This is a genomic window from Rhodococcus sp. P4_F3_2, assembly GCF_056401335.1.
The window spans coordinates 43,121-62,388 of sequence record NZ_JBFUJN010000012.1; the positions used below are offsets into that span (position 1 = coordinate 43,121).

Here is a 19,268-nt window from a genome sequence, read left to right on the forward strand (position 1 = left end):
GCGTAACTGCCGAAACCGGTCCGTCAATCCTCTTTCTTCTTGGGTTGTGGCACCGGAACCACCGCCAGCACCGCCTCCTCGACGCGCTCTCGCGCCGCGCGGGTATCGGCCTCACCGAAGTCGAGGCAGAACGCGTCGACCACCGAGGAACCCAACGTGGCGACCTTCGCCCACCGGATGTCGGCACCACTGTGTTCGAGTGCTGCGGCCAGTCGGCAAAGCAGGCCGACGCGGTCTTCGGTACGCAATTCGAGGATCGCGTGACCGTCACCGGGCGCGTCGAACCAGATGACCCGCGGCGGTGCCTGCGAATAGAGCACCGGAACCGCCGAATCCTTGTTTGTCTGGATCGGGTCGTCCCACTGCTCTGCCCGTGCCTCCTCGTCCTTGGCGTCGAGAAGTTCGAGCAGATTCAGTTCACCGGCCGAAGCGCGGATCAATTCCTGCCTGAGCAGCACCGCCTGCGGCGGTGTGCCGAACCTCGGTGTGACGACAAACGAATTGACCGCCGAACCCGCATGCGACCCCAGCGAAGCGGAATGCACCCGCAACGACTGCAGCGCCAGAACTCCGGCAGCCCGAGACAGCAACCCGGGCGCGTCGGGCGCGATGACGGTCACGACGTAGGTGTGCGGATTCTCGGCCGGAACGAGCGAGACGTGAACCCCGCCATCCTCGGCAATGGCCAACTGCTCGGGAGCGAGTGGATCGGGTTGTGGGAGTTCCTCCCCCGCCATCAGCAAACGGCAACGACGCACGAGCTCACCGATCAGAGACGACTTCCAGTCGCCCCAGACGCCAGGCCCGGTGGCCAGCGAATCCGCCTCCGCCAACGAATGCAGGAGATCGAGAAGCGTCCCGTCCCCTTCGAGTGCGTCGACCACTCGCTGCACCGTTGCCGGATCGTCGAGGTCGCGACGGGTCGCCGTTTCCGGCAGCAGCAAGTGATAGCGCACCATCGCCGTCAACGTCGCGACGTCGGAAGGCCAGAGCCCCAAGCGATTTCCGATCGCGGTGGCCAATTCGGCACCGACGACGCTGTGGTCTCCCCCTCGCCCCTTCCCGATGTCGTGGATCAACGCACCGAGCATGAGCAGATCCGGCCGAGCGACGCGAGTGGTGAATCCGCTTGCATACGCGGCGGTTTCGACCAGGTGGCGATCCACCGTCCACGTATGGACGGCGTCGCGCGGCGGAAGATCGCGAATGGTCCCCCACTCCGGCAGGAGTCGACCCCAGAGCCCGGTCCGGTCCATCGCCTCGATCACCGGAACGGCACGCGATCCCGAACCGAGCACGACCAAGAGATCGTTGACCGCATTTTTCGGCCACGGCTCGCGCAGTTCCGGGGCATTGTCGGCCAGTCGATTGAGCGTCGACGCGGAGATCGGCATGCCGTTGGTGGCCGCCGCTGCCGCGACCCGCATCACCAGACCGGGATCCTTCTTCGGCCTCGCATCGCGCGCCAGGACAACTTCGCCGGCATGCTCGACGACACCCTCGTCCAGTGGTCGCCGCACCGGCGCGCGACGCAGCCGCGACAAACCACGCCGGGGCAAGGAGTTTCCGGCGGTACGGATACCGACGTCCACCGAATAGCTGATGGTGCGCGCCGATTCACTGAGAAGGCGGGCCAGATCGAATCGATCACCGATCCGCAGCGCCGCACCGATTTCGTCGGCGTCCTGCGCTCGCAGTTGATCGCGGGCGCGACCGGCAACGCGGTGAAGTTCGGTGCGCACGTCGAGCAACCGCCTGTGCGCGAGTGCCAGACCGCCGCCGGGCGAGTTGGGTCCCAGCCCTGGCATCCCGTCGGTCAATTGCGCGATGGACAGGGCGTTGAGCAGTTGGACGTCACGCAGCCCGCCACGGCCGCTCTTGAGATCCGGTTCGGCGCGATGGGCGATCTCGCCGCTGCGCTCCCACCTCGTACGGGTCTGGGTGATCAATTCGTCGAATCGGCTGCGGATGTCCATGCGCCACTGTCGACGGACACCACTGATCAACAGGTTGCTCAGCTCCACATCGCCGGCAATGTGGCGTGCTTCGAGCATTCCGAGTGCCGCCGTCATGTCGGTGGCCGCAACCTGAAGCGCCTGCGGAAGCGTCCGCACGCTGTGGTCGAGTTTGATGTGCGCGTCCCACAGCGGGTACCACAGGCTGTCCGCAACCTGGGCCACGACTGCTGGGTCCATGTCGTCGTGCAGCAGAATCAGATCGAGATCGGAATACGGCAACAGTTCGCGTCGGCCAAGACCACCCACGGCGACGATGGCAAACCCACAATCCGGTTTGATGCCCAGTTCGGTCCCCTTGGTGGTCAACCAGAACTCGTGCAGATCGACCAGTGCATGTCGCAGAGAAGGGGCGTCGAGCCTCCTGTTCTTGACGCCTCCGGTGAGTAGGGCCTTGCGTGCGCGGGCCAGGTCCGCAGCTTCGTCGGATCCCCCTGACGAGACCGGCCCTGGCCCCGTCGCTTTCGCGACGGAACCAGGGCCGAGGTTCTCGGACCCTTTCGGGTCAGAGTGCATCGCCACCGCGTTCCCCGGTGCGAACCCGGATGACCGACTCGACTGGCGAGACCCACACCTTGCCGTCACCGATCTTGCCGGTGCGAGCGGCCTCGACGATCACCTCGACCACCTTGTCCACGGCCGCGTCGTCGACGACGACCTCGACCCGGACCTTGGGTACGAAGTCCACGGAGTACTCCGCGCCTCGGTACACCTCGGTGTGACCCTTCTGTCGGCCGTAGCCCTGAACTTCGCTGACTGTCATACCCAGCACTCCGGCCTGCTCGAGTCCGGTCTTGACGTCCTCGAGCGTGAACGGCTTGACGATTGCTGTGATCAGCTTCATGTGCTCATCCCTTTCCAAACTCTGAAGTGCCTGAATTCACTTTAATCACGTGCTGATCACGCGAGGTCGTATGCGGTCTCTGCGTGTTCGGTCTCATCGATGCCGCGTGCCTCGTCCTCGGCCGAGATTCGCCAGCCCAGGGGCTTGAGTGCGAAGCCGATGATCGTCGTCAGAACGCCGGTGAAGACGAGTGCTGCGAGTGCGATCACGATCTGAACCACCAGTTGCTTGTAGTCGCCGCCGTAGAAGAGGCCGGTTGCGGTGCCGAAGAATCCGATACCGATCGTGCCCCACAGGCCGGAGACAAGGTGAACACCGACGACGTCGAGCGAGTCGTCGAAGCCGAAGCGGAACTTCAGGCCGACTGCGAGAGCGGACAGGATGCCGGCTACGGCGCCGAGGAAGATGGAACCGACGGGGTTGAGCGCACCGGCAGCAGGGGTGATGGCGACCAGACCGGCGACCGCACCGGAAGCTGCGCCGAGGCTGGTGGCGTGACCGTCACGAATACGCTCGGTGGCGAGCCAGGCCAGGACTGCGGCACACGTCGCGGTGGTCGTGTTGACCCAGGCGAGACCGGCGTTACCGTCGGCGGCGAATGCCGAACCGGCGTTGAAGCCGAACCAACCGAACCAGAGAAGTGCGGCGCCGAGCATCACGAAGGGCAGGTTGTGCGGACGGAAGGCGGTCTTGCCGAAGCCGAGACGCTTGCCGACGATGAGGGCGAGGACCAGACCGGCCATACCCGCGTTGATGTGAACGACTGTGCCACCGGCGAAGTCGATCGGAGCGACGTTGGCGACGGTGACTCCGTCGTCGTTGACCGTGGTGCCGAAGAGCTTTGCCGCGATGCCGTCCTCGGAGCCCGAGAGGAGTCCGCCGCCCCACACCATGTGTGCGAGGGGGAAGTAGACGACGGTGACCCAGATACCCGAGAACAGGAGCCAGGTGCCGAACTTGACCCGCTCGGCCAGGGCACCACTGATAAGGGCGGTGGTGATGATCGCGAATGTCACCTGGAACGCGATGTCGATGACGTTGGGGTAGCCCCACGCGCCGGCGATGAAGTTGCCGTCAGCATCGGTGATGCTGTTCTTGAGGCCGAAGAACTCGAACGGGTTGGCAAAAATGCCCCCGATGTTCTCGGTGCCGTAGGACATCGACCATCCCCACAGAACGTAAATGACGCCGATGACGGCCATGGCCCCGAAGGACATCATCATCATGTTCAGGACGGACTTGGACCGAGACATCCCGCCGTAGAAGAAAGCGAGGCCGGGTGTCATCAGCAAGACCAGAGATGCAGCCATCAGCATCCATGCGGCGTTACCGGAGTTCGCCAACAAATCGTCGGTACTCACTTACTACCTCCTAGTCGCACGTGCCGGGCAGCACGTCGTTAAGGAGAAGAGTGCTGGGCTGGTGTTTCGTCCATGGCGCTGTCGCGTTTCGCAGACGTGAACCAATTGCCCAACTTTGTTGCAAACAGGTTTCGCCAGGGGGTTCTACCGACCCTGTGCGCCTTTTCGGTAGTTCGCGCTACCAAAAAGGCGCACGGGGGCGTCAGCCCAGCAGGGCGTCGACGAACGCACCCGGCTCGAAGGGCGCCAGGTCGTCGGCACCTTCACCGAGACCGACCAACTTCACCGGCACACCCAGTTCATGCTGAACCTGGAAGACGATTCCGCCCTTGGCGGTTCCGTCCAGCTTGGTCAGTACGACGCCGGTGATGTCCACGACCTCCGCGAACACTCGAGCCTGCGCCAGTCCGTTCTGGCCGACCGTCGCATCGAGAACCAGCAGAACGTCGTCGACCGACGCCTTCTTCTCGATGACCCGCTTGACCTTGCCGAGCTCGTCCATCAGACCGGTCTTGGTGTGCAAACGGCCGGCGGTGTCGATGAGGACCACGTCGACGCCGTCCGCGATGCCGCGAGAGACCGCGTCGAAGGCAATCGCAGCGGGATCGCCACCCTCCTTGCCACGAACAACTTCAGCGCCGACACGCTCGGCCCACGTCTGGAGCTGATCGGCAGCGGCCGCGCGGAACGTGTCCGCGGCGCCGAGCACGACGCGACGACCGTCGGCGACGAGCACGCGAGCCAGCTTGCCGGTGGTGGTGGTCTTGCCGGTTCCGTTGACGCCGACGACGAGCAGAACAGCCGGGTGATCATCGTGCGGCAACGCGCGGATGGAGCGGTCCAGTTCGGGACGCAGCTCGGCGATCAACACCTCACGCAGGAGCGCGCGGGCGGCAGCCTCGGTCCGGACGCTGCGGGCCGCCATCTGCTCACGAAGCTTCGTGACGACCTTTTCCGTGGTCGCGGAGCCGAGGTCTGCGATGAGAAGGGTGTCCTCGACTTCTTCCCACGAGTCCTCGTCCAGATCGCCGCCACCGAGCAGACCGAGCAAGCTCTTGCCGACCGCTGACTGCGAGCGGGAGAGGCGCCCGCGCAGTCGGTCCAACCGACCCTCGGTCGGGTCGATCTCGTCCAGCACGCGCGGTGCAGGCTCGACGGGTTCGGGAACTACGACAGGTTCGGGAACTACGACGGGCTCGGGTACGACTACAGGTTCGGGAACGACAGGTTCTTCGACAACAGGTTCTGCTACCGGTGGTTCTTCTACGACCGGCTTTTCGATTACCGGCTCTTCGACAACCGGTTCCTCGACAACAGCGGGTTCATCGACAACCGGCTCCTCGACGACGGCCGGCTTCTCCGCAACAGGTTCTTCGACGACCGGTTTTTCGACGACAGGCGGCTTCTCCGCGACCGGCGGCGTCGGAACCACCGGAGGTGGCGCCGTTGCCGTCGAGCCTTGACTGAAGTTGAACCCGCCGCCGGCCTTGTAGCCGCCTGACTTGTCCTTCTCGGGGGTGCCGAGCTCCGGCTTCGTCTCGGGCGCCTTCAGCGACACCTGCCCCTTGCGGTAGCGCAGGAATCCGGCAACGAGAACGACGAGTAGTACGGCCGCTACAGCCGCGATGATGATCCAAGCCTGGGTAGTCACCGGCCCATTGTTTCAGGCTCCGACCCGGAAAGTGAGCAGGGCTTACGTCGAGGCCATGTCTTGACCGCGAAGTCGCTGCGAAATCACGGTGGTGATGCCGTCGCCGCGCATGCTGACTCCGTACAACGCGTCGGCGATTTCCATCGTCGGTTTCTGGTGAGTGATCACGATCAACTGCGACTTCTCCCGCAATTGTTCGAAGAGTCCGATCAGCCGCCGCAGGTTGGTGTCGTCCAACGCCGCCTCGACCTCGTCCATCACGTAGAACGGGGACGGGCGTGYCCGGAAGATCGCGACCAGCATGGCCACCGCGGTCAAGGACTTCTCGCCGCCTGACAGCAACGACAACCGCTTGACCTTCTTACCGGGCGGACGCGCCTCGACTTCGATGCCTGTGGTCAGCATGTCCGACGGATCGGTGAGAACCAGTCGTCCTTCTCCCCCGGGGAACAATTTCTCGAACACGCCCACGAACTCACGCTCGACGTCGGCATAGGCCTCGGTGAACACCTGCAGAATTCGTGCGTCCACGTCTGCGACCACAGCAAGAAGGTCCTTGCGTGCGGTCTTGACGTCTTCGAGCTGAGTGGAGAGGAAGGTATACCGCTCCTCGAGAGCTGCGAATTCCTCGAGCGCCAGCGGATTGACCTTGCCGAGGGTGGCGAGGTCTTTCTCCGCCCGCTTCGCGCGCCGTTCCTGAGTCGCACGATCGTACGGAAGCGGAGCGGGGGCGGTTACCTGCTCGCCGCGCTCCTTGGCCTGCTCGTACTCCTCGATTTCGAGAGCGGTCGGCGGCAGTTCGACGTCGGGTCCGTACTCGGCGATCAGATCATCGAGGCCGATACCGTACTGATCGAGGATCGACTCCTCGAGTTGTTCGATGCGCAGCGCTGCCTGAGCCTTCGCAACCTCGTCGCGATGGACAGCGTCGGTGAGTGAAGCGAGCTGTCCGGCCAGTGCCCGGACGATCTCGCGGACCTGATCCAGCTTGGCCGTGCACTCGGAGCGGGCCCGAGCCAACTCGTCGCGATGAGCAAGAGCTGCAGCGACGACGGCCTCGAGTTCGGCCGCCACGCGCTGCCCCGACTCGGCGACGGCAGCTGCAACCTCCGCAGCGTGCGCTCTGGCGCGCAGAGCCCGCTCGGCGCGAATTCGTGCCTCTCGTTCGGCAGCAGCGGCGCGGCGAAGCGAATCAGCCTTTCCGCGTACGGATTCCGCACGTTCTTCGGCGGTGCGCACGGCAAGGCGAGCATCCATTTCGACTATGCGCACTTCGGCCAGCGCTGCTGCGGCCATTTCGCGATCGGCAGCGGTCGATTCCGCACCGTGTCCCGGTGCACTGCCGTCGGTTTCGGCCACACGCAGACGTTCTTCCAGGTCCGCCAGCTTTGTCAGCGACTCACCGCGGCCCTCCTCGGCACGCACTCGCTGGGCGGTCAACCCCTCGGATTCCGCGTGGGCGACTCGTGCTGCCTGCCCCAATCTGCCCAACTGCTCGTAAATGGCGGACATGGCGGCGTCCGACTCGTTGAGCGCCGCCAAAGTCTGCTCCGCGGTCTCGCGTCGAGCGGCCTGTTCGGCCAGAGCGCCGGACAGCGCCGCGTCGAGTTCCTCGGATCGGCTCTCCGTTGCCGCCAGTTCCGCTGCTGACGCGTCGATCGCCGCCTGTACCTCCAGCGTGCTGGGTTGCCGATCCGAGCCACCGATCATCCACCCCGAACCGTGCAGATCGCCGGAACGGGTCACTGCACGAATTCCCTTGTGGTCAGCAACAACTCGAATCGCGTCCTCGAGGGTCTCGACCAGGACAACGCCATCGAGTATTGCGGTCAACCCCGCACGCAACTCGTCAGGGCAGTCGATGACGTCGACGGCAGGACGACTGCCCGGTGCGATCTCGGCCTCGCGTTTGATCACCGGTTCACCGCTCACGATCAGCGACGCACGCCCACCGTCCTGATCGGCCAGCGCTGCAACAGCGGAGCGAGCAGAGTCCAGCGACTGCGCCACGACGGCGTCCGCCGCCGGCCCCATCGCGGCAGCGATGGCAGCTTCGTAGCCGGGTTCGACGTGAATCAATCCGACCAGCGAGGTGATGCCGTCGTCGCGCCGATGTTCGAGCAGCCAGCCGCCACCGTCCTTGCGCTGCAAGCCCATCGACAGCGCCTCGACGCGCGCACGGAGCGAAGCTATGCGTTGCCCGCTCGTCTTTTCTTCCTCACGAAGTTCTTCGACACGTGCGTCGATCATCTCGAGAGCTTCGACGGCGCGTTCATGATTGGTGTCGAGGCCTACTTCACCGGCGTCGAGGTCCCCGATGCTTTCCTGCACCGTGTCGAACTCGGCTTGTGCGGCATCCCCACGCAGACGAGCCTCGTCGATGGCCTCGGTCAGTCGCGAAACTTCCGCGTCGACGGATTCGACGCGGGTACGCAAAGTGTCGACCTGACCGGAGAGTCGAGCAAGACCTTCACGGCGGTCGGCGACGGCACGAACTTCCGCCATGTGCGCCCGTTCCGCTTCTGCTGCAGCATCTTCGGTGGCTGCCAGCTGGTCCCGAGCAGCTTCCGACGCCGCTCGCGCGATTTCGACGCCTTCGAGGAGTTCGGCCTCCTCGGCCGCAAGACGTTCGGCGCGCGCTTCCATCTCGTCCGGGTCCTGGCCGCGGTTGCCGACGGGTTCGGAGTCGAGATGTCGTGCACGCTCGCGGGCGATGCGCACGGTGGCGTTGACTCGTTCGGCAAGCGCGGAGAGCTGGAACCAACTCTGCGCTGCCGCTTCCGATCCCGGAGTCAGACGAGCGAGAGCTTGCTCCTGGCGCCCGAGTTCGAGGTTGGCCTCGTCGAGCGCGGACGCCACCTCGTTGTGCTGTTCGCGGGCCGCTTTCTCGTCCTGCGCCTGGTCGTTCAGTTGGGTTCGACGGGTCACCAGGTCGTCAGCGGCCAGCCGCATCTTGGCATCACGCAGGTCAGCCTGGACCGTCTGTGCTCGCCGAGCAACCTCGGCCTGGCGTCCCAGCGGTTTGAGTTGCCGACGCAGTTCCGCGGTGAGGTCACTGAGTCGAGCGAGATTGGCCTGCATGGAATCGAGCTTGCGTACCGCTTTTTCCTTGCGGCGGCGATGTTTGAGGACTCCCGCGGCTTCTTCGATGAAGGCGCGTCGATCCTCGGGGCGGGATTCGAGGATCGCGGCGAGCCGTCCCTGCCCGACGATGACATGCATTTCGCGGCCGATACCGGAGTCGCTGAGCAGTTCCTGGACGTCCATCAGACGGCAGGACGAGCCGTTGATCTCGTACTCCCCCGCGCCGTCGCGGAACATCCGGCGCGTGATCGACACCTCGGAGTACTCGATCGGGAGCGCGCCGTCGGCGTTGTCGATGGTCAAGGTCACCTCGGCGCGGCCCAGCGGCGCGCGGCCGGAGGTGCCGGCAAAGATGACGTCTTCCATCTTGCCGCCGCGCAGAGCCTTGGCGCCCTGCTCGCCCATCACCCAGGTCWACGCATCGACGACGTTGGATTTACCCGAGCCGTTCGGCCCGACGACACAGGTGATCCCCGGCTCGAACCGAAGAGTCGTTGCCGACGCAAAGGATTTGAATCCCTTGAGTGTCAGACTCTTGAGGTGCATGGGGGGAAACTTTACCGCCAAACCGGTCAGCGTTCGACGAACCCTGTCAGGTCGCCCCTGGCGGGGTCCCAGCTGTCGACCACGAGATCCACCGTGCCCGGTGTTGTTCCCGAGCGAAGCAACTCCAACAATTTCTCGAGCTGCGTGCGTTCGCCTTCCGCCACGACGAGCACTCGACCGTCACGCTGATTCGACGCATATCCGATCAACCCGAGTTCGAGGGCGCGGGCCCTGGTCCACCACCGGAACCCGACGCCCTGAACATATCCGTGAACCCACGCCGTCAACCGCACAGGCGGTGTCTCAGTCATGACGTTCAGCCCGCCACACGTTCGAGACGGTGGACGTCGCCGAGGAAACCGGTGGTGTAGAGCGAGTTGGGGTCCCAGCCCGGGCCGGCACCGAACTTCACCGCGGATGTGAACGGCAGACCCGAGGCGATCTCACACGAAGATCCCGAATCCGGATCGACGCGAACAACTTTGCCGCCGACATTGAATGCGACGTACAACGCGCCGTCCGGTCCGACGGTCAGATCGTCCGCCATGTTTGCCGGACCGAACCCGGGGAGCGTGATCGTTCGCACCGGCCCGCCCAGATCGTGTGCGTCGAGGACGTGGACCGCGGTCACCATGTCGAAAGTGGTCGTCACGTAGATCGTCGAACCGGAGCGTGCGAGGCCGTCGACGGTGCCGAGATCCTCACGAACGATCGAACTGGTTCCGTCACTGTCGATGACCGTGAGCCCCGGCCGGGTCAGGGTGCGAGCTGTGAGGAAACGGTTACCGTCCAGCGGCACAAGCCCGTTCGGCATCACCAGACCGTCGGCAATCGTTGTCACCGATCCGTCTGCGACGTCGACCTTACGAAGGCTGCCGTCGGCGATTCCGAACAGACCCGAGACAGTCGAGTTGCCCGTGGTGAAGTACACGGAACCGTCACGCGCGACCAGCCCTCCAGGTCCGGTGACATCACCGACCAAAGTTGTCCGTGTTCCGTCCGGCGCCACTTTCAGCAGTGCACCCGGCCCGATCAGAGCCGACTGCGACAACACCATCGATCCGCTGCCGTCGAATTCGAGATTCTCGAGCATTCCGGCACCAGTCGTCACGACGCTCGACGTCCATTTGCCGCAACCACCGTCCGAGCCGTCGGCCGGGACCGATGCCTGTGCCGGAGCACTCACCGCCACAACGGAACCCAGTGCGATCGCAGCGACAACACTGCCGGCGCGGGACATCAGGCTTCCGTGTCGAACGACAGCGTGACCTTGGTTCCGGCCTTGAGAGTGCGCCCCACCGTGCACACCTTGTCGACGGAACGCTCGACGAGAGTGATGAGGCGCTGCTGCGCTTCGGCATCCAACTCACTGAGGTCGAGTTCGAGAACCTCGTCGAGCTGCGGGTAGACCTCGTTTTCACGATCGGCGGCACCGGACACTCGAACCGTCGCGTCGTAGTTGTCACCGAGGCGGCGAGAGATCGGGAAGTCTGAGCTCATCCCGGTGCATGCAGCCAGTGCAATTTTGAGGAGTTCGCCGGGCGTGAAGACTCCTGGCACCGATTCGGAGCCGATGAGAACCTCTGCGCCACGCGAACTCTTGCCGGTGTAGAGGCGGGTTCCTGTGCGTTCCACCCAAAGCTCCGTGTGAGCTGGGGCGGTTGCAGTGTTGTCTGGAGTCTGTTCAGCCATGACGCAATCTTGCCACTCCGCCGAACCGAAGGGGCGGAGACCTAGGCGATTCGCCGTGCCCTCGGGGTCGGCTGACACCGCGGGCAACTGAACGACGATCGATTCATGAACTTCTCACGCTTGATCGGCGCGCCGCATCGCGGGCACGGAAGATTCTCCTGCCCGTACGCCGACAGCGACCGGTCGAAGTAGCCCGATTCCCCGTTGACGTTCACGTACAGCGCGTCGAAGGACGTACCGCCCTGATCGAGCGCCTCGCCCATCACCGAGTGCGCCGCGGTCAACAGTTCTCGAAGTTTGGGCCTGGTGAGCGATTCGGCGATTCGGTTGCCGTGAATCTTTGCACGCCACAATGATTCGTCGGCATAGATGTTTCCGATTCCGGAGACCACTGTCTGGTCGAGAATCGCCCGCTTGATCTCGGTGTGCTTGCCCCGCAGGACTTTCACGACGGATTCGAGATCGAACGCAGCATCCATGGGATCGCGAGCGATGTGCGCCACCGACTCGGGCAGCATCGTTCCGTCGACCTCGACGAGAGGTGAAATCGACCAGCCACCGAAGGTCCGCTGGTCGACGAATCGAAGATCAGCCCCGGAATCGAGGGCCAACCGAATGCGTAGGTGCTTTTCCCAGTCGACTGTCGGGGGTTGGACCAACATCTGTCCGCTCATCCCGAGATGAACCACCAGTCCGACACCGGCAGGCTCGAGAACCAGCCACAGATACTTGCCGCGACGCTCTGCCGAAGCGATGGTCTGCCCGGTGAGTTGGCCGATCAAGTCCTCGGAACCGAGAATGTGGCGCCTGATCGCGCGGGGATGGAGGACCTCGACGGCCTCGATCGCCGCACCTACAGCATGAGACTGTAGGCCGCGGCGAACGACTTCGACTTCGGGAAGCTCAGGCAAGAGTGAACTCAGCCGGCGAGATCAGACGGGTTGTCAGCAGCGACTGCGCTAGCAGCGGCATTCTCCGACATCGTCTTCCATGCCGAACTTGCTGCCTTCTGCTCGGCTTCCTTCTTGGAACGACCGACACCGACGCCCAAGGGCTTGCCACTGATGAGAACTGTGGCCGTGAATTCCTTGTCGTGATCGGGTCCGGTAGCGGTGATCTCGTAGACGGGAACTCCGGCACCGTGTTCTGCGGTCAGTTCCTGCAGACTCGTCTTCCAATCCAGACCCGCGCCGAGAAGCGGTGCGCGAGTGAGTAGATCGTCGAACAGATCGAGAACAACACGTCTCGCAGTATCGATGCCGTGCTGCAGGTGTATGGCGCCGAGAATCGACTCCATACCGTCGGCGAGGATGGACGGCTTGTCACGGCCGCCCGTCATTTCCTCGCCCTTACCCAGCAGCAGGTGAGCTCCGAGTCCACCTTCACCCAGAGTCCTGGCAACCTCGGCGAGTGCATGCATGTTGACCACGCTGGCACGAATCTTCGCCAGATCACCTTCGGATTTGTCAGGGTGGGACAGATAAAGATTTTCGGTCACCGTGACGCCGAGAACGGAATCCCCGAGAAATTCGAGGCGCTCGTTCGTGGGCAGACCGCCATTCTCGTACGCGTACGAGCGGTGCGTGAGAGCCAGGGTCAGAAGACCGGGCTCTATATCTACGCCGACAGCGGCGAGGAGCTTGTCGTGATTGCCCTCGCCGCCGGCGGCTGAAACTGTATTTTCGCTCGTCATAGTCTTTCTCCGGGGAGAACTAGACAGCAGCGGTTACCTGGCGGCCCTTGTAAGTACCGCATGACGGGCATGCGATGTGGGGAAGGGTCTGCTCGCCACAGCCACGGTTGGGGCAGGTAACGAGGGTGGGCACAGTGGTCTTCCACTGGCTACGACGCGACCGCGTGTTGGATCGCGACATTTTGCGCTTGGGGACAGCCACTTCTACTTCTCCTCGGCTTCGGTGATCACAAGATTTTCGCTGGTGTTTGATTCCACGCCAAATTTGGCCGCGAGACCAGCCCAGCGAGGATCAAGTATGTCATGCCCATGCCCAGATTCCGCAATCGCCAGGCGAATGCCACATTCTGAGCACAATCCCAGGCAATCGTCACTGCACAGAGGCTGGAGCGGAAGCGCCAGACCGACTGCATCGACGATGACCGGTTCGAGGTCGATTTCGTCGTCTTCGACCGCGTAGACCTCTCCCTCTTCCGTCGTCTCCTCGGTGGTGCTGTCCGGGTAAGCGAACAACTCCGTGAGATAGATGTCCACGGTGTCGGTGAAAGGTTCAAGGCACCGCGAGCATTCACCCTTGGTGGGTGCGTGCACGTTTCCGGTGACGAGAACGCCTTCGGACACTGCTTCGAGACGAAGATCGAGATCTATGTCCGCGCCCGCTTCGATCGCGATCAGATCGAGACCGATACGGTTCGGGGACTGAATTGTTCTCTCGACGGTACGCATCGACCCTGGACGACGACCGAGCTTGACCGTGTCCAGCAAAAATCCCGCATCACTTGACTGATGCGACGAACTACGACGATGCGTTGACAAAGAGAACTCACCTAACTGTTGAAACTGGTATGGGCAACCACTCCACAATACGGCAGCTACAACGCAAATCCCAATTCCGTCCACGAAAAAGTGGGCCGCCCCATATCGGACGACCCACCCTCGACTGTCTCGTTCGCTCTAGCGACGACGCTCCGAACGACGATCGTCGTCCTGGTAGTCGGGGACTCCCGAACCTGTTCGAAGCTGTTGACGACCACGCCCGACCGATCGAACCGTTCCGGTGAGGAACTCTTCGAACTCGGCCAACTTGGTGTCCACGTACAGGTCACACTCCGAACGCATCCTGTCGGACTCGGCATGAGCGGCGTCGATCACTCGCGCGGATTCCGCGTGAGCTGACTGGACAACCTCGGTCTGCGACACCAGACGAGCCTGCTCCGCCGTTCCCTCCGCCACTGAATGTTCGTACGAGGCCTGGCCGGACTCGATCATCCGATCGGCCTCGGCACGCGCCCGTCCGGTGACGGCCTCGTACTCACGACGGCCGTCGGTGACGGTCCGTTCCGCTTCTGCTTCGGCGTCCTCGACCAACTGATCGGCGTGCGCGCGTGCTTCGGCAACCATGCGATCGGCCTGAGCCTTGGCATCGGACAGAATCCGGTCGGCGTCGTCGCGTGCGTTCTCGACAGTCGAGGTTGCCTCGGCATTGGCGCTGCTGACTGTCTTCTCGGCGTTTGCTCGCGCGTCACCGACCAATTTGTCGCGATGATCGAGGACGTCCTGAGCGTCGTCCAGCTCACTCGGAATTGCGTCCCGGACGTCGTCGAGTAGCTCGAGTACGTCACCGCGAGGCACAACACACCCTGCGGTCATGGGAACACCGCGCGCCTCTTCGACAATTGCGACCAGTTCGTCCAGTGCCTCGAATACGCGGTACACAAGCAACCCCAATCTCTACCGGCCGAAATCGGCCCACATCGTCACCGGTCCACTCGGACCTGTGCCCGTTCCTGTCCAAGTTTGCCGGAAGAACGGCCAACGGGGTGTCGTCGTGGTCGGTGTGTCGGGGATCAGCTGTTTTCGGCTGCTCGTTCGGCGATACGCGCGAGTAGCCGAGAATGCACCTTGGCCGGGAGCATGTCGGAGACGTCGCCGCCGAAGGTCGCAACTTCCTTCACCAGAGAACTCGACAGGTAGCTGTAGGTCGGGTTCGTGGCAACGAAGAGCGTGTCGACGCCCGTGAGCTTCTGATTCATCTGAGCCATCTGCAGCTCGTAATCAAAGTCGTTCGCGCCGCGCAGACCCTTGACGATCGCGCTGAGTCCTTCTTGTTTCGCGTAGTCGACCAACAATCCGTGCCACGACGTGACGCGAACGTTGGGCAGGTGGCTCGTCGCGTCTTCGAGCATCTCGATCCGCTCGTCGATCGTGAACATGCCACGCTTGCTCTTGTTGATCAGCACGGTGACCACGACCTCGTCGAATTGCGCAGCAACTCTTCCGATTACGTCGAGGTGACCGTTGGTCACAGGGTCGAAGGATCCGGGGCAGACGGCGCCAGTCATGAGTCCAGACCGTAGCAGGTGGCCAGCTCGATGCGGGCTTCACCGTAGTTCTTGGCCTTGATCGGCTCGTAGCCCTGAGGCCACACGGTCTCCGGGGAGCGCGACGATCGTTCGAGTACCACGATCGTGCCCTCCACCACCCATTTGTTGGCCTGCAGATCAGCGAGCATGGACACGACGGCCTCGTCGGTTACCGCATACGGTGGGTCCGCGATCACGATGTCGTATTCACGCGCACTCGGACCCGAGACCACGGCCGCAACCGGAGCGGCGCGAACCGTCGCCCCCGGCAACGCGACAGTGCCGATGTTCGCCTTGATGACGGCAGCAGCCTTGGCATCGGATTCCACGAGAACAACGTGCTCGGCTCCCCGCGAGAGCGCCTCGAGGCCGAGAGCACCCGAACCCGCAAAGAGGTCGAGAACCGCGCACCCTTCGAGATCGATGCGCGCTTCGAGAGCACTGAACAGCGCCTCACGAACCCGATCCGACGTCGGACGGGTGCCGCTCGGCGGGACTCGCAGGCGTCGACCGCCCGCGAGTCCCGAGATGATGCGTGTCACTCTGCGGCGCTCTCCCCCGTCGAGACGACTACCAGCAGGTCTCCGCCCTCGACCTGTTGGACGGCGCTGATCGCGATCCGCGAGACGACGCCGGCGCGCGGCGAGGTGATCGCCGCTTCCATCTTCATCGCTTCGATCGTGGCCACGGTGTCGCCGGCCTCGATCTTCTGGCCTTCCTTGACCGCGAGCGTCACGACGCCCGCGAACGGTGCAGCCACGTGGCCCGGGTTGTTCTTGTCGGCCTTCTCCGCCACCGGTACGTCACTGGCAATGGAGCGATCGCGGATCGAGACCGGGCGCAGCTGGCCGTTCAGGATGCACATGACAGTGCGGTAGCCGCGCTCGTCGGGCTCGGAGATCGCCTCGAGACCGATGATCAGCTCCACGCCGGGAGCCAACTCGACCCGGTGCTCGTCGCCGCGCCGCAAACCGTAGAAGAACTGGTTTGCCGAAAGCCGCGACGTGTCACCGTACTTCTCGCGGTGTTCGAGGAATTCCTTTGTCGGGCCGGGGAACAGCAGACGGTTCAGCGTCGCCTGACGGTCCTTCGACGAGCCCTCTAGCAGCACCTCGTCCTCAGCGGACAACGTCGCTTCCGGCTTGGCCTGGCCACGTCCTTCGAGTGCCTTGCTGCGGAACGGTTCCGGCCAACCACCGGGAGGCGTACCGAGTTCACCGCGCAGGAAGCCCACCACGGAGTCGGGAATGTCGAACTTCGCCGGATCTGCGGCGAACTCCTCCGAAGGCACACCGGCACCGACAAGATGGAGCGCGAGGTCGCCGACGACCTTCGACGACGGCGTCACCTTCACAAGATGCCCGAGCATGCGGTCCGCGTCGGCGTACTTGGCTTCGACCTCTTCGAACCGGTCGCCGAGACCGAGAGCAACGGCCTGCGTCCGGAGGTTGGAGAGCTGGCCTCCCGGAATCTCGTGCGTGTACACGCGACCCGTCGGCGCCGGCAATCCGGATTCGAACGGCGCGTACACCTTTCGCAGCGCCTCCCAGTACGGCTCGAGGTCGCACACGTTCTGCAGGTTCAGTCCGGTGTCGAACTCGGAGTGCGCGGCAGCGGCGACGATGGCCGAGAGCGCAGGCTGGCTGGTGGTTCCGGCCAGTGCCGCGGAAGCACCGTCGACTGCGTCGGCGCCCGCCTGCCACGCTGCGAAGTACGTGGCCAGCTGTCCACCGGGAGTGTCGTGCGTGTGAACGTGAACCGGCAGATCGAAGTTGCTGCGTAGCGCCGTCACCAGCTTGGTAGCTGCCGGCGCGCGCAGCAGGCCTGCCATGTCCTTGATCGCGAGCACGTGAGCGCCGGCATCGACGATCTCTTCGGCCAACTTCAGGTAGTAGTCGAGCGTGTACAGAGTTTCGTTCGGATCCGACAGATCACCGGTGTAGCTCAGCGCCACCTCCGCGAGGGCCGTTCCGGTCTCACGCACCGCGTCGATGGCAGGCCGCATCTGGTCGACGTTGTTGAGCGCGTCGAAGATTCGGAAGATGTCGATACCGGTGTCGGTGGCTTCCTGAACGAATGCGCGCGTGACCTTTTCGGGATACGGCGTGTAGCCCACGGTGTTTCGGCCGCGAAGAAGCATCTGAAGGCAGATGTTCGGGATCGCCTCGCGGAGTGCGGCGAGCCGGTACCACGGATCCTCGTGCAGGAAGCGAAGTCCCACATCATAGGTCGCGCCGCCCCAGGCTTCGATCGAGAGCAGTTCCGGCGTCAACCGCGCAACGTGCCCGGCTACTCCGAGCAGTCCGCTGGTTCGAACTCGCGTGGCCAACAACGACTGGTGCGCGTCACGGAAGGTGGTGTCGGTGACGCCGACGGCCTTCTGCTCACGCAGTGCCTTCGCAAAACCTTCGGGTCCGAGTTCGAGCAGGCGCTGACGGCTACCGGCAGGAGGAGGCGTCGAAAGATCGATCTTGGGCAGCTTGTCCTGCGGGTACACCGCCGAGGGCCGCTCACCGTGAGGCTTGTTGACAGTGACATCCGCGAGGTAGGTCAGGATCTTCGTGCCGCGGTCTGCCGAAGAACGCAGAGTCAGCAGCTGAGGACGTTCCTCGATGAAGGAGGTCGTCACGCGTCCAGCACGGAAGTCCGGGTCGTCGAGAACCGCCTGCAAGAACGGAATGTTGGTCGAGACGCCACGAATGCGGAACTCGGTGACCGCGCGGCGAGCCCTCGCGACAGCGGCTTCGAGGTCACGACCACGGCAGGTGAGCTTGACCAGCATCGAGTCGAAGTACGCGCCGACCTCGGCTCCGAGCGTGGCGCCGCCGTCCAGGCGGATACCGGCTCCGCCCGGGGTGCGGTACGCGGTGATGCGGCCCGTGTCCGGGCGGAATCCGTTGGCCGGATCCTCGGTCGTGATGCGGCACTGCAGCGCCGCGCCGCGAAGCTTGATCGTGTCCTGTGACAAACCAAGCTCTGCAAGCGTCGAACCGGACGCGATCTTGAGCTGCGACTGGACCAGGTCAACGTCCGTCACTTCTTCGGTGACGGTGTGCTCCACCTGAATTCGCGGGTTCATCTCGATGAAGACGTGATTGCCGCGCTTGTCGAGGAGGAACTCGACGGTGCCCGCGCACGTATACCCGATCTCCTTCGCGAACGCGACGGCGTCGGCACAGATCTTGGCGCGCAACTCTTCCGAGAGATTGGGCGCCGGAGCAAGCTCGATCACCTTCTGGTGGCGACGCTGCAGCGAGCAGTCACGCTCGAAGAGGTGGATGACGTTGCCCTGCTCGTCGGCGAGGATCTGCACTTCGATGTGCCGGGGGTCGATGACGGCCTGCTCGAGGAAGACCGTCGAATCGCCGAAAGCCGATTCCGCTTCGCGCGCTGCGGCTTCGATCGATTCCTTGAGCTGTGAGCGCTCCGCAACGCGGCGCATTCCGCGTCCACCACCGCCGGCAACGGCCTTGACGAAGATCGGGAAGGTCATGTCCTCGGCGGCCGCGAGCAACTCGTCGATGTCCGCTGACGGCTCCGAGGACGCGAGCACGGGGAGACCGGCGGCCTTTGCCGCTGCGATGGCCCGAGCCTTGTTTCCGGTCAACTCGAGGATCTCGGCGGACGGGCCGACGAACTTGATGCCTGCCTCGGCGCACGCCGCCGACAGATCCGGGTTCTCGGAAAGGAAGCCGTAACCGGGGTAGATGGCGTCGGCTCCGGCACTCTTGGCGGCGGCGACGATTTCCTCGACTGAGAGATACGCCCGAACGGGGTGACCCTTCTCCCCGATCTGGTAGCTCTCGTCTGCCTTGAGCCGGTGGATCGAGTTCYGATCCTCGTACGGGAACACCGCGACGGTTCCGGCACCTAGTTCGTAGGCGGCGCGGAAGGCACGGATCGCAATTTCGCCGCGGTTCGCGACGAGCACTTTGGAGAACATTCGAGAAAACTACCCCGATTTCATCTTGCGTCTACATGCGGAGTCTCATATTTCGGACTGAATCGAGAAACCAACC

Annotated in this window: 16 protein-coding genes; all 16 read right to left on the reverse strand. The window is 63.8% G+C overall.

Translation table 11 applies throughout. The features are described 5' to 3' along the window. Positions 1-23: 23 nt before the first annotated feature. The 16 genes from AC1DWA_RS14310 to AC1DWA_RS14385 all read right to left on the reverse strand — a co-directional run bounded on the left by AC1DWA_RS14310 (position 24) and on the right by AC1DWA_RS14385 (position 19,192). The gene (locus AC1DWA_RS14310) at positions 24-2,531 is read right to left on the reverse strand and encodes a [protein-PII] uridylyltransferase (RefSeq protein WP_020907284.1); all 2,508 of its coding nucleotides are present in this window, start codon (positions 2,529-2,531) and stop codon (positions 24-26) included. Continuing rightward, positions 2,521-2,859: a P-II family nitrogen regulator gene (locus tag AC1DWA_RS14315; RefSeq protein WP_003942772.1), complete on the reverse strand. Its 339-nt coding sequence runs from the start codon at positions 2,857-2,859 to the stop codon at positions 2,521-2,523. Before AC1DWA_RS14315 ends, AC1DWA_RS14310 begins: the two co-directional genes overlap by 11 nt. A 56-nt stretch (positions 2,860-2,915) precedes the next feature. Next, a complete protein-coding gene (locus AC1DWA_RS14320; protein ID WP_042450902.1) occupies positions 2,916-4,175 on the reverse strand; it encodes an ammonium transporter in 1,260 nt (419 codons plus the stop codon). A 247-nt stretch (positions 4,176-4,422) separates the two neighbouring features. Further along, positions 4,423-5,871 carry a signal recognition particle-docking protein FtsY gene (gene ftsY, locus AC1DWA_RS14325; RefSeq protein WP_195791162.1) on the reverse strand — a complete coding sequence of 483 codons (1,449 nt, stop codon included), beginning with the start codon at positions 5,869-5,871 and terminating at the stop codon, positions 4,423-4,425. Between the two features lie 42 nt (positions 5,872-5,913). After that, entirely contained in the window at positions 5,914-9,501 is a 3,588-nt protein-coding gene (gene smc, locus AC1DWA_RS14330; protein ID WP_477916749.1) for a chromosome segregation protein SMC, read from the reverse strand. 26 nt (positions 9,502-9,527) lie between these two features. Continuing rightward, complete coding sequence (locus AC1DWA_RS14335) at positions 9,528-9,812, reverse strand: acylphosphatase (protein WP_020907281.1); 285 nt, start codon at positions 9,810-9,812, stop codon at positions 9,528-9,530. 5 nt (positions 9,813-9,817) lie between these two features. Further along, positions 9,818-10,741: an SMP-30/gluconolactonase/LRE family protein gene (locus tag AC1DWA_RS14340; RefSeq protein ID WP_092763631.1), complete on the reverse strand. Its 924-nt coding sequence runs from the start codon at positions 10,739-10,741 to the stop codon at positions 9,818-9,820. Continuing rightward, positions 10,741-11,193, reverse strand: a complete 453-nt coding sequence (locus tag AC1DWA_RS14345) for an OsmC family protein (RefSeq protein ID WP_020907278.1) — start codon at positions 11,191-11,193, stop codon at positions 10,741-10,743. Before AC1DWA_RS14345 ends, AC1DWA_RS14340 begins: the two co-directional genes overlap by 1 nt. A gap of 41 nt (positions 11,194-11,234) precedes the next feature. Next, a complete protein-coding gene (gene mutM / locus AC1DWA_RS14350) occupies positions 11,235-12,104 on the reverse strand; it encodes a bifunctional DNA-formamidopyrimidine glycosylase/DNA-(apurinic or apyrimidinic site) lyase (protein ID WP_019747953.1) in 870 nt (289 codons plus the stop codon). Between the two features lie 8 nt (positions 12,105-12,112). Further along, a complete protein-coding gene (gene rnc, locus AC1DWA_RS14355) occupies positions 12,113-12,886 on the reverse strand; it encodes a ribonuclease III (RefSeq protein WP_019747952.1) in 774 nt (257 codons plus the stop codon). 19 nt (positions 12,887-12,905) lie between these two features. After that, positions 12,906-13,088, reverse strand: coding sequence for a 50S ribosomal protein L32 (gene rpmF, locus AC1DWA_RS14360; RefSeq protein ID WP_007729318.1), 183 nt, complete (start codon positions 13,086-13,088; stop codon positions 12,906-12,908). 2 nt (positions 13,089-13,090) lie between these two features. Further along, positions 13,091-13,651: a YceD family protein gene (locus tag AC1DWA_RS14365; protein ID WP_007729319.1), complete on the reverse strand. Its 561-nt coding sequence runs from the start codon at positions 13,649-13,651 to the stop codon at positions 13,091-13,093. 189 nt (positions 13,652-13,840) lie between these two features. Continuing rightward, the gene (locus tag AC1DWA_RS14370; protein WP_003942696.1) at positions 13,841-14,602 is read right to left on the reverse strand and encodes a DivIVA domain-containing protein; all 762 of its coding nucleotides are present in this window, start codon (positions 14,600-14,602) and stop codon (positions 13,841-13,843) included. 131 nt (positions 14,603-14,733) lie between these two features. Further along, positions 14,734-15,228 (reverse strand): pantetheine-phosphate adenylyltransferase, encoded by a 495-nt coding sequence (gene coaD / locus AC1DWA_RS14375; RefSeq protein WP_003942776.1) that lies wholly within the window; start codon positions 15,226-15,228, stop codon positions 14,734-14,736. Further along, positions 15,225-15,791, reverse strand: coding sequence for a 16S rRNA (guanine(966)-N(2))-methyltransferase RsmD (gene rsmD, locus AC1DWA_RS14380; protein ID WP_477845819.1), 567 nt, complete (start codon positions 15,789-15,791; stop codon positions 15,225-15,227). The genes coaD and rsmD overlap by 4 nt, the downstream gene beginning before the upstream one ends. Then, a complete protein-coding gene (locus AC1DWA_RS14385) occupies positions 15,788-19,192 on the reverse strand; it encodes a pyruvate carboxylase (protein ID WP_477916751.1) in 3,405 nt (1,134 codons plus the stop codon). Before AC1DWA_RS14385 ends, rsmD begins: the two co-directional genes overlap by 4 nt. Positions 19,193-19,268 lie beyond the last annotated feature (76 nt).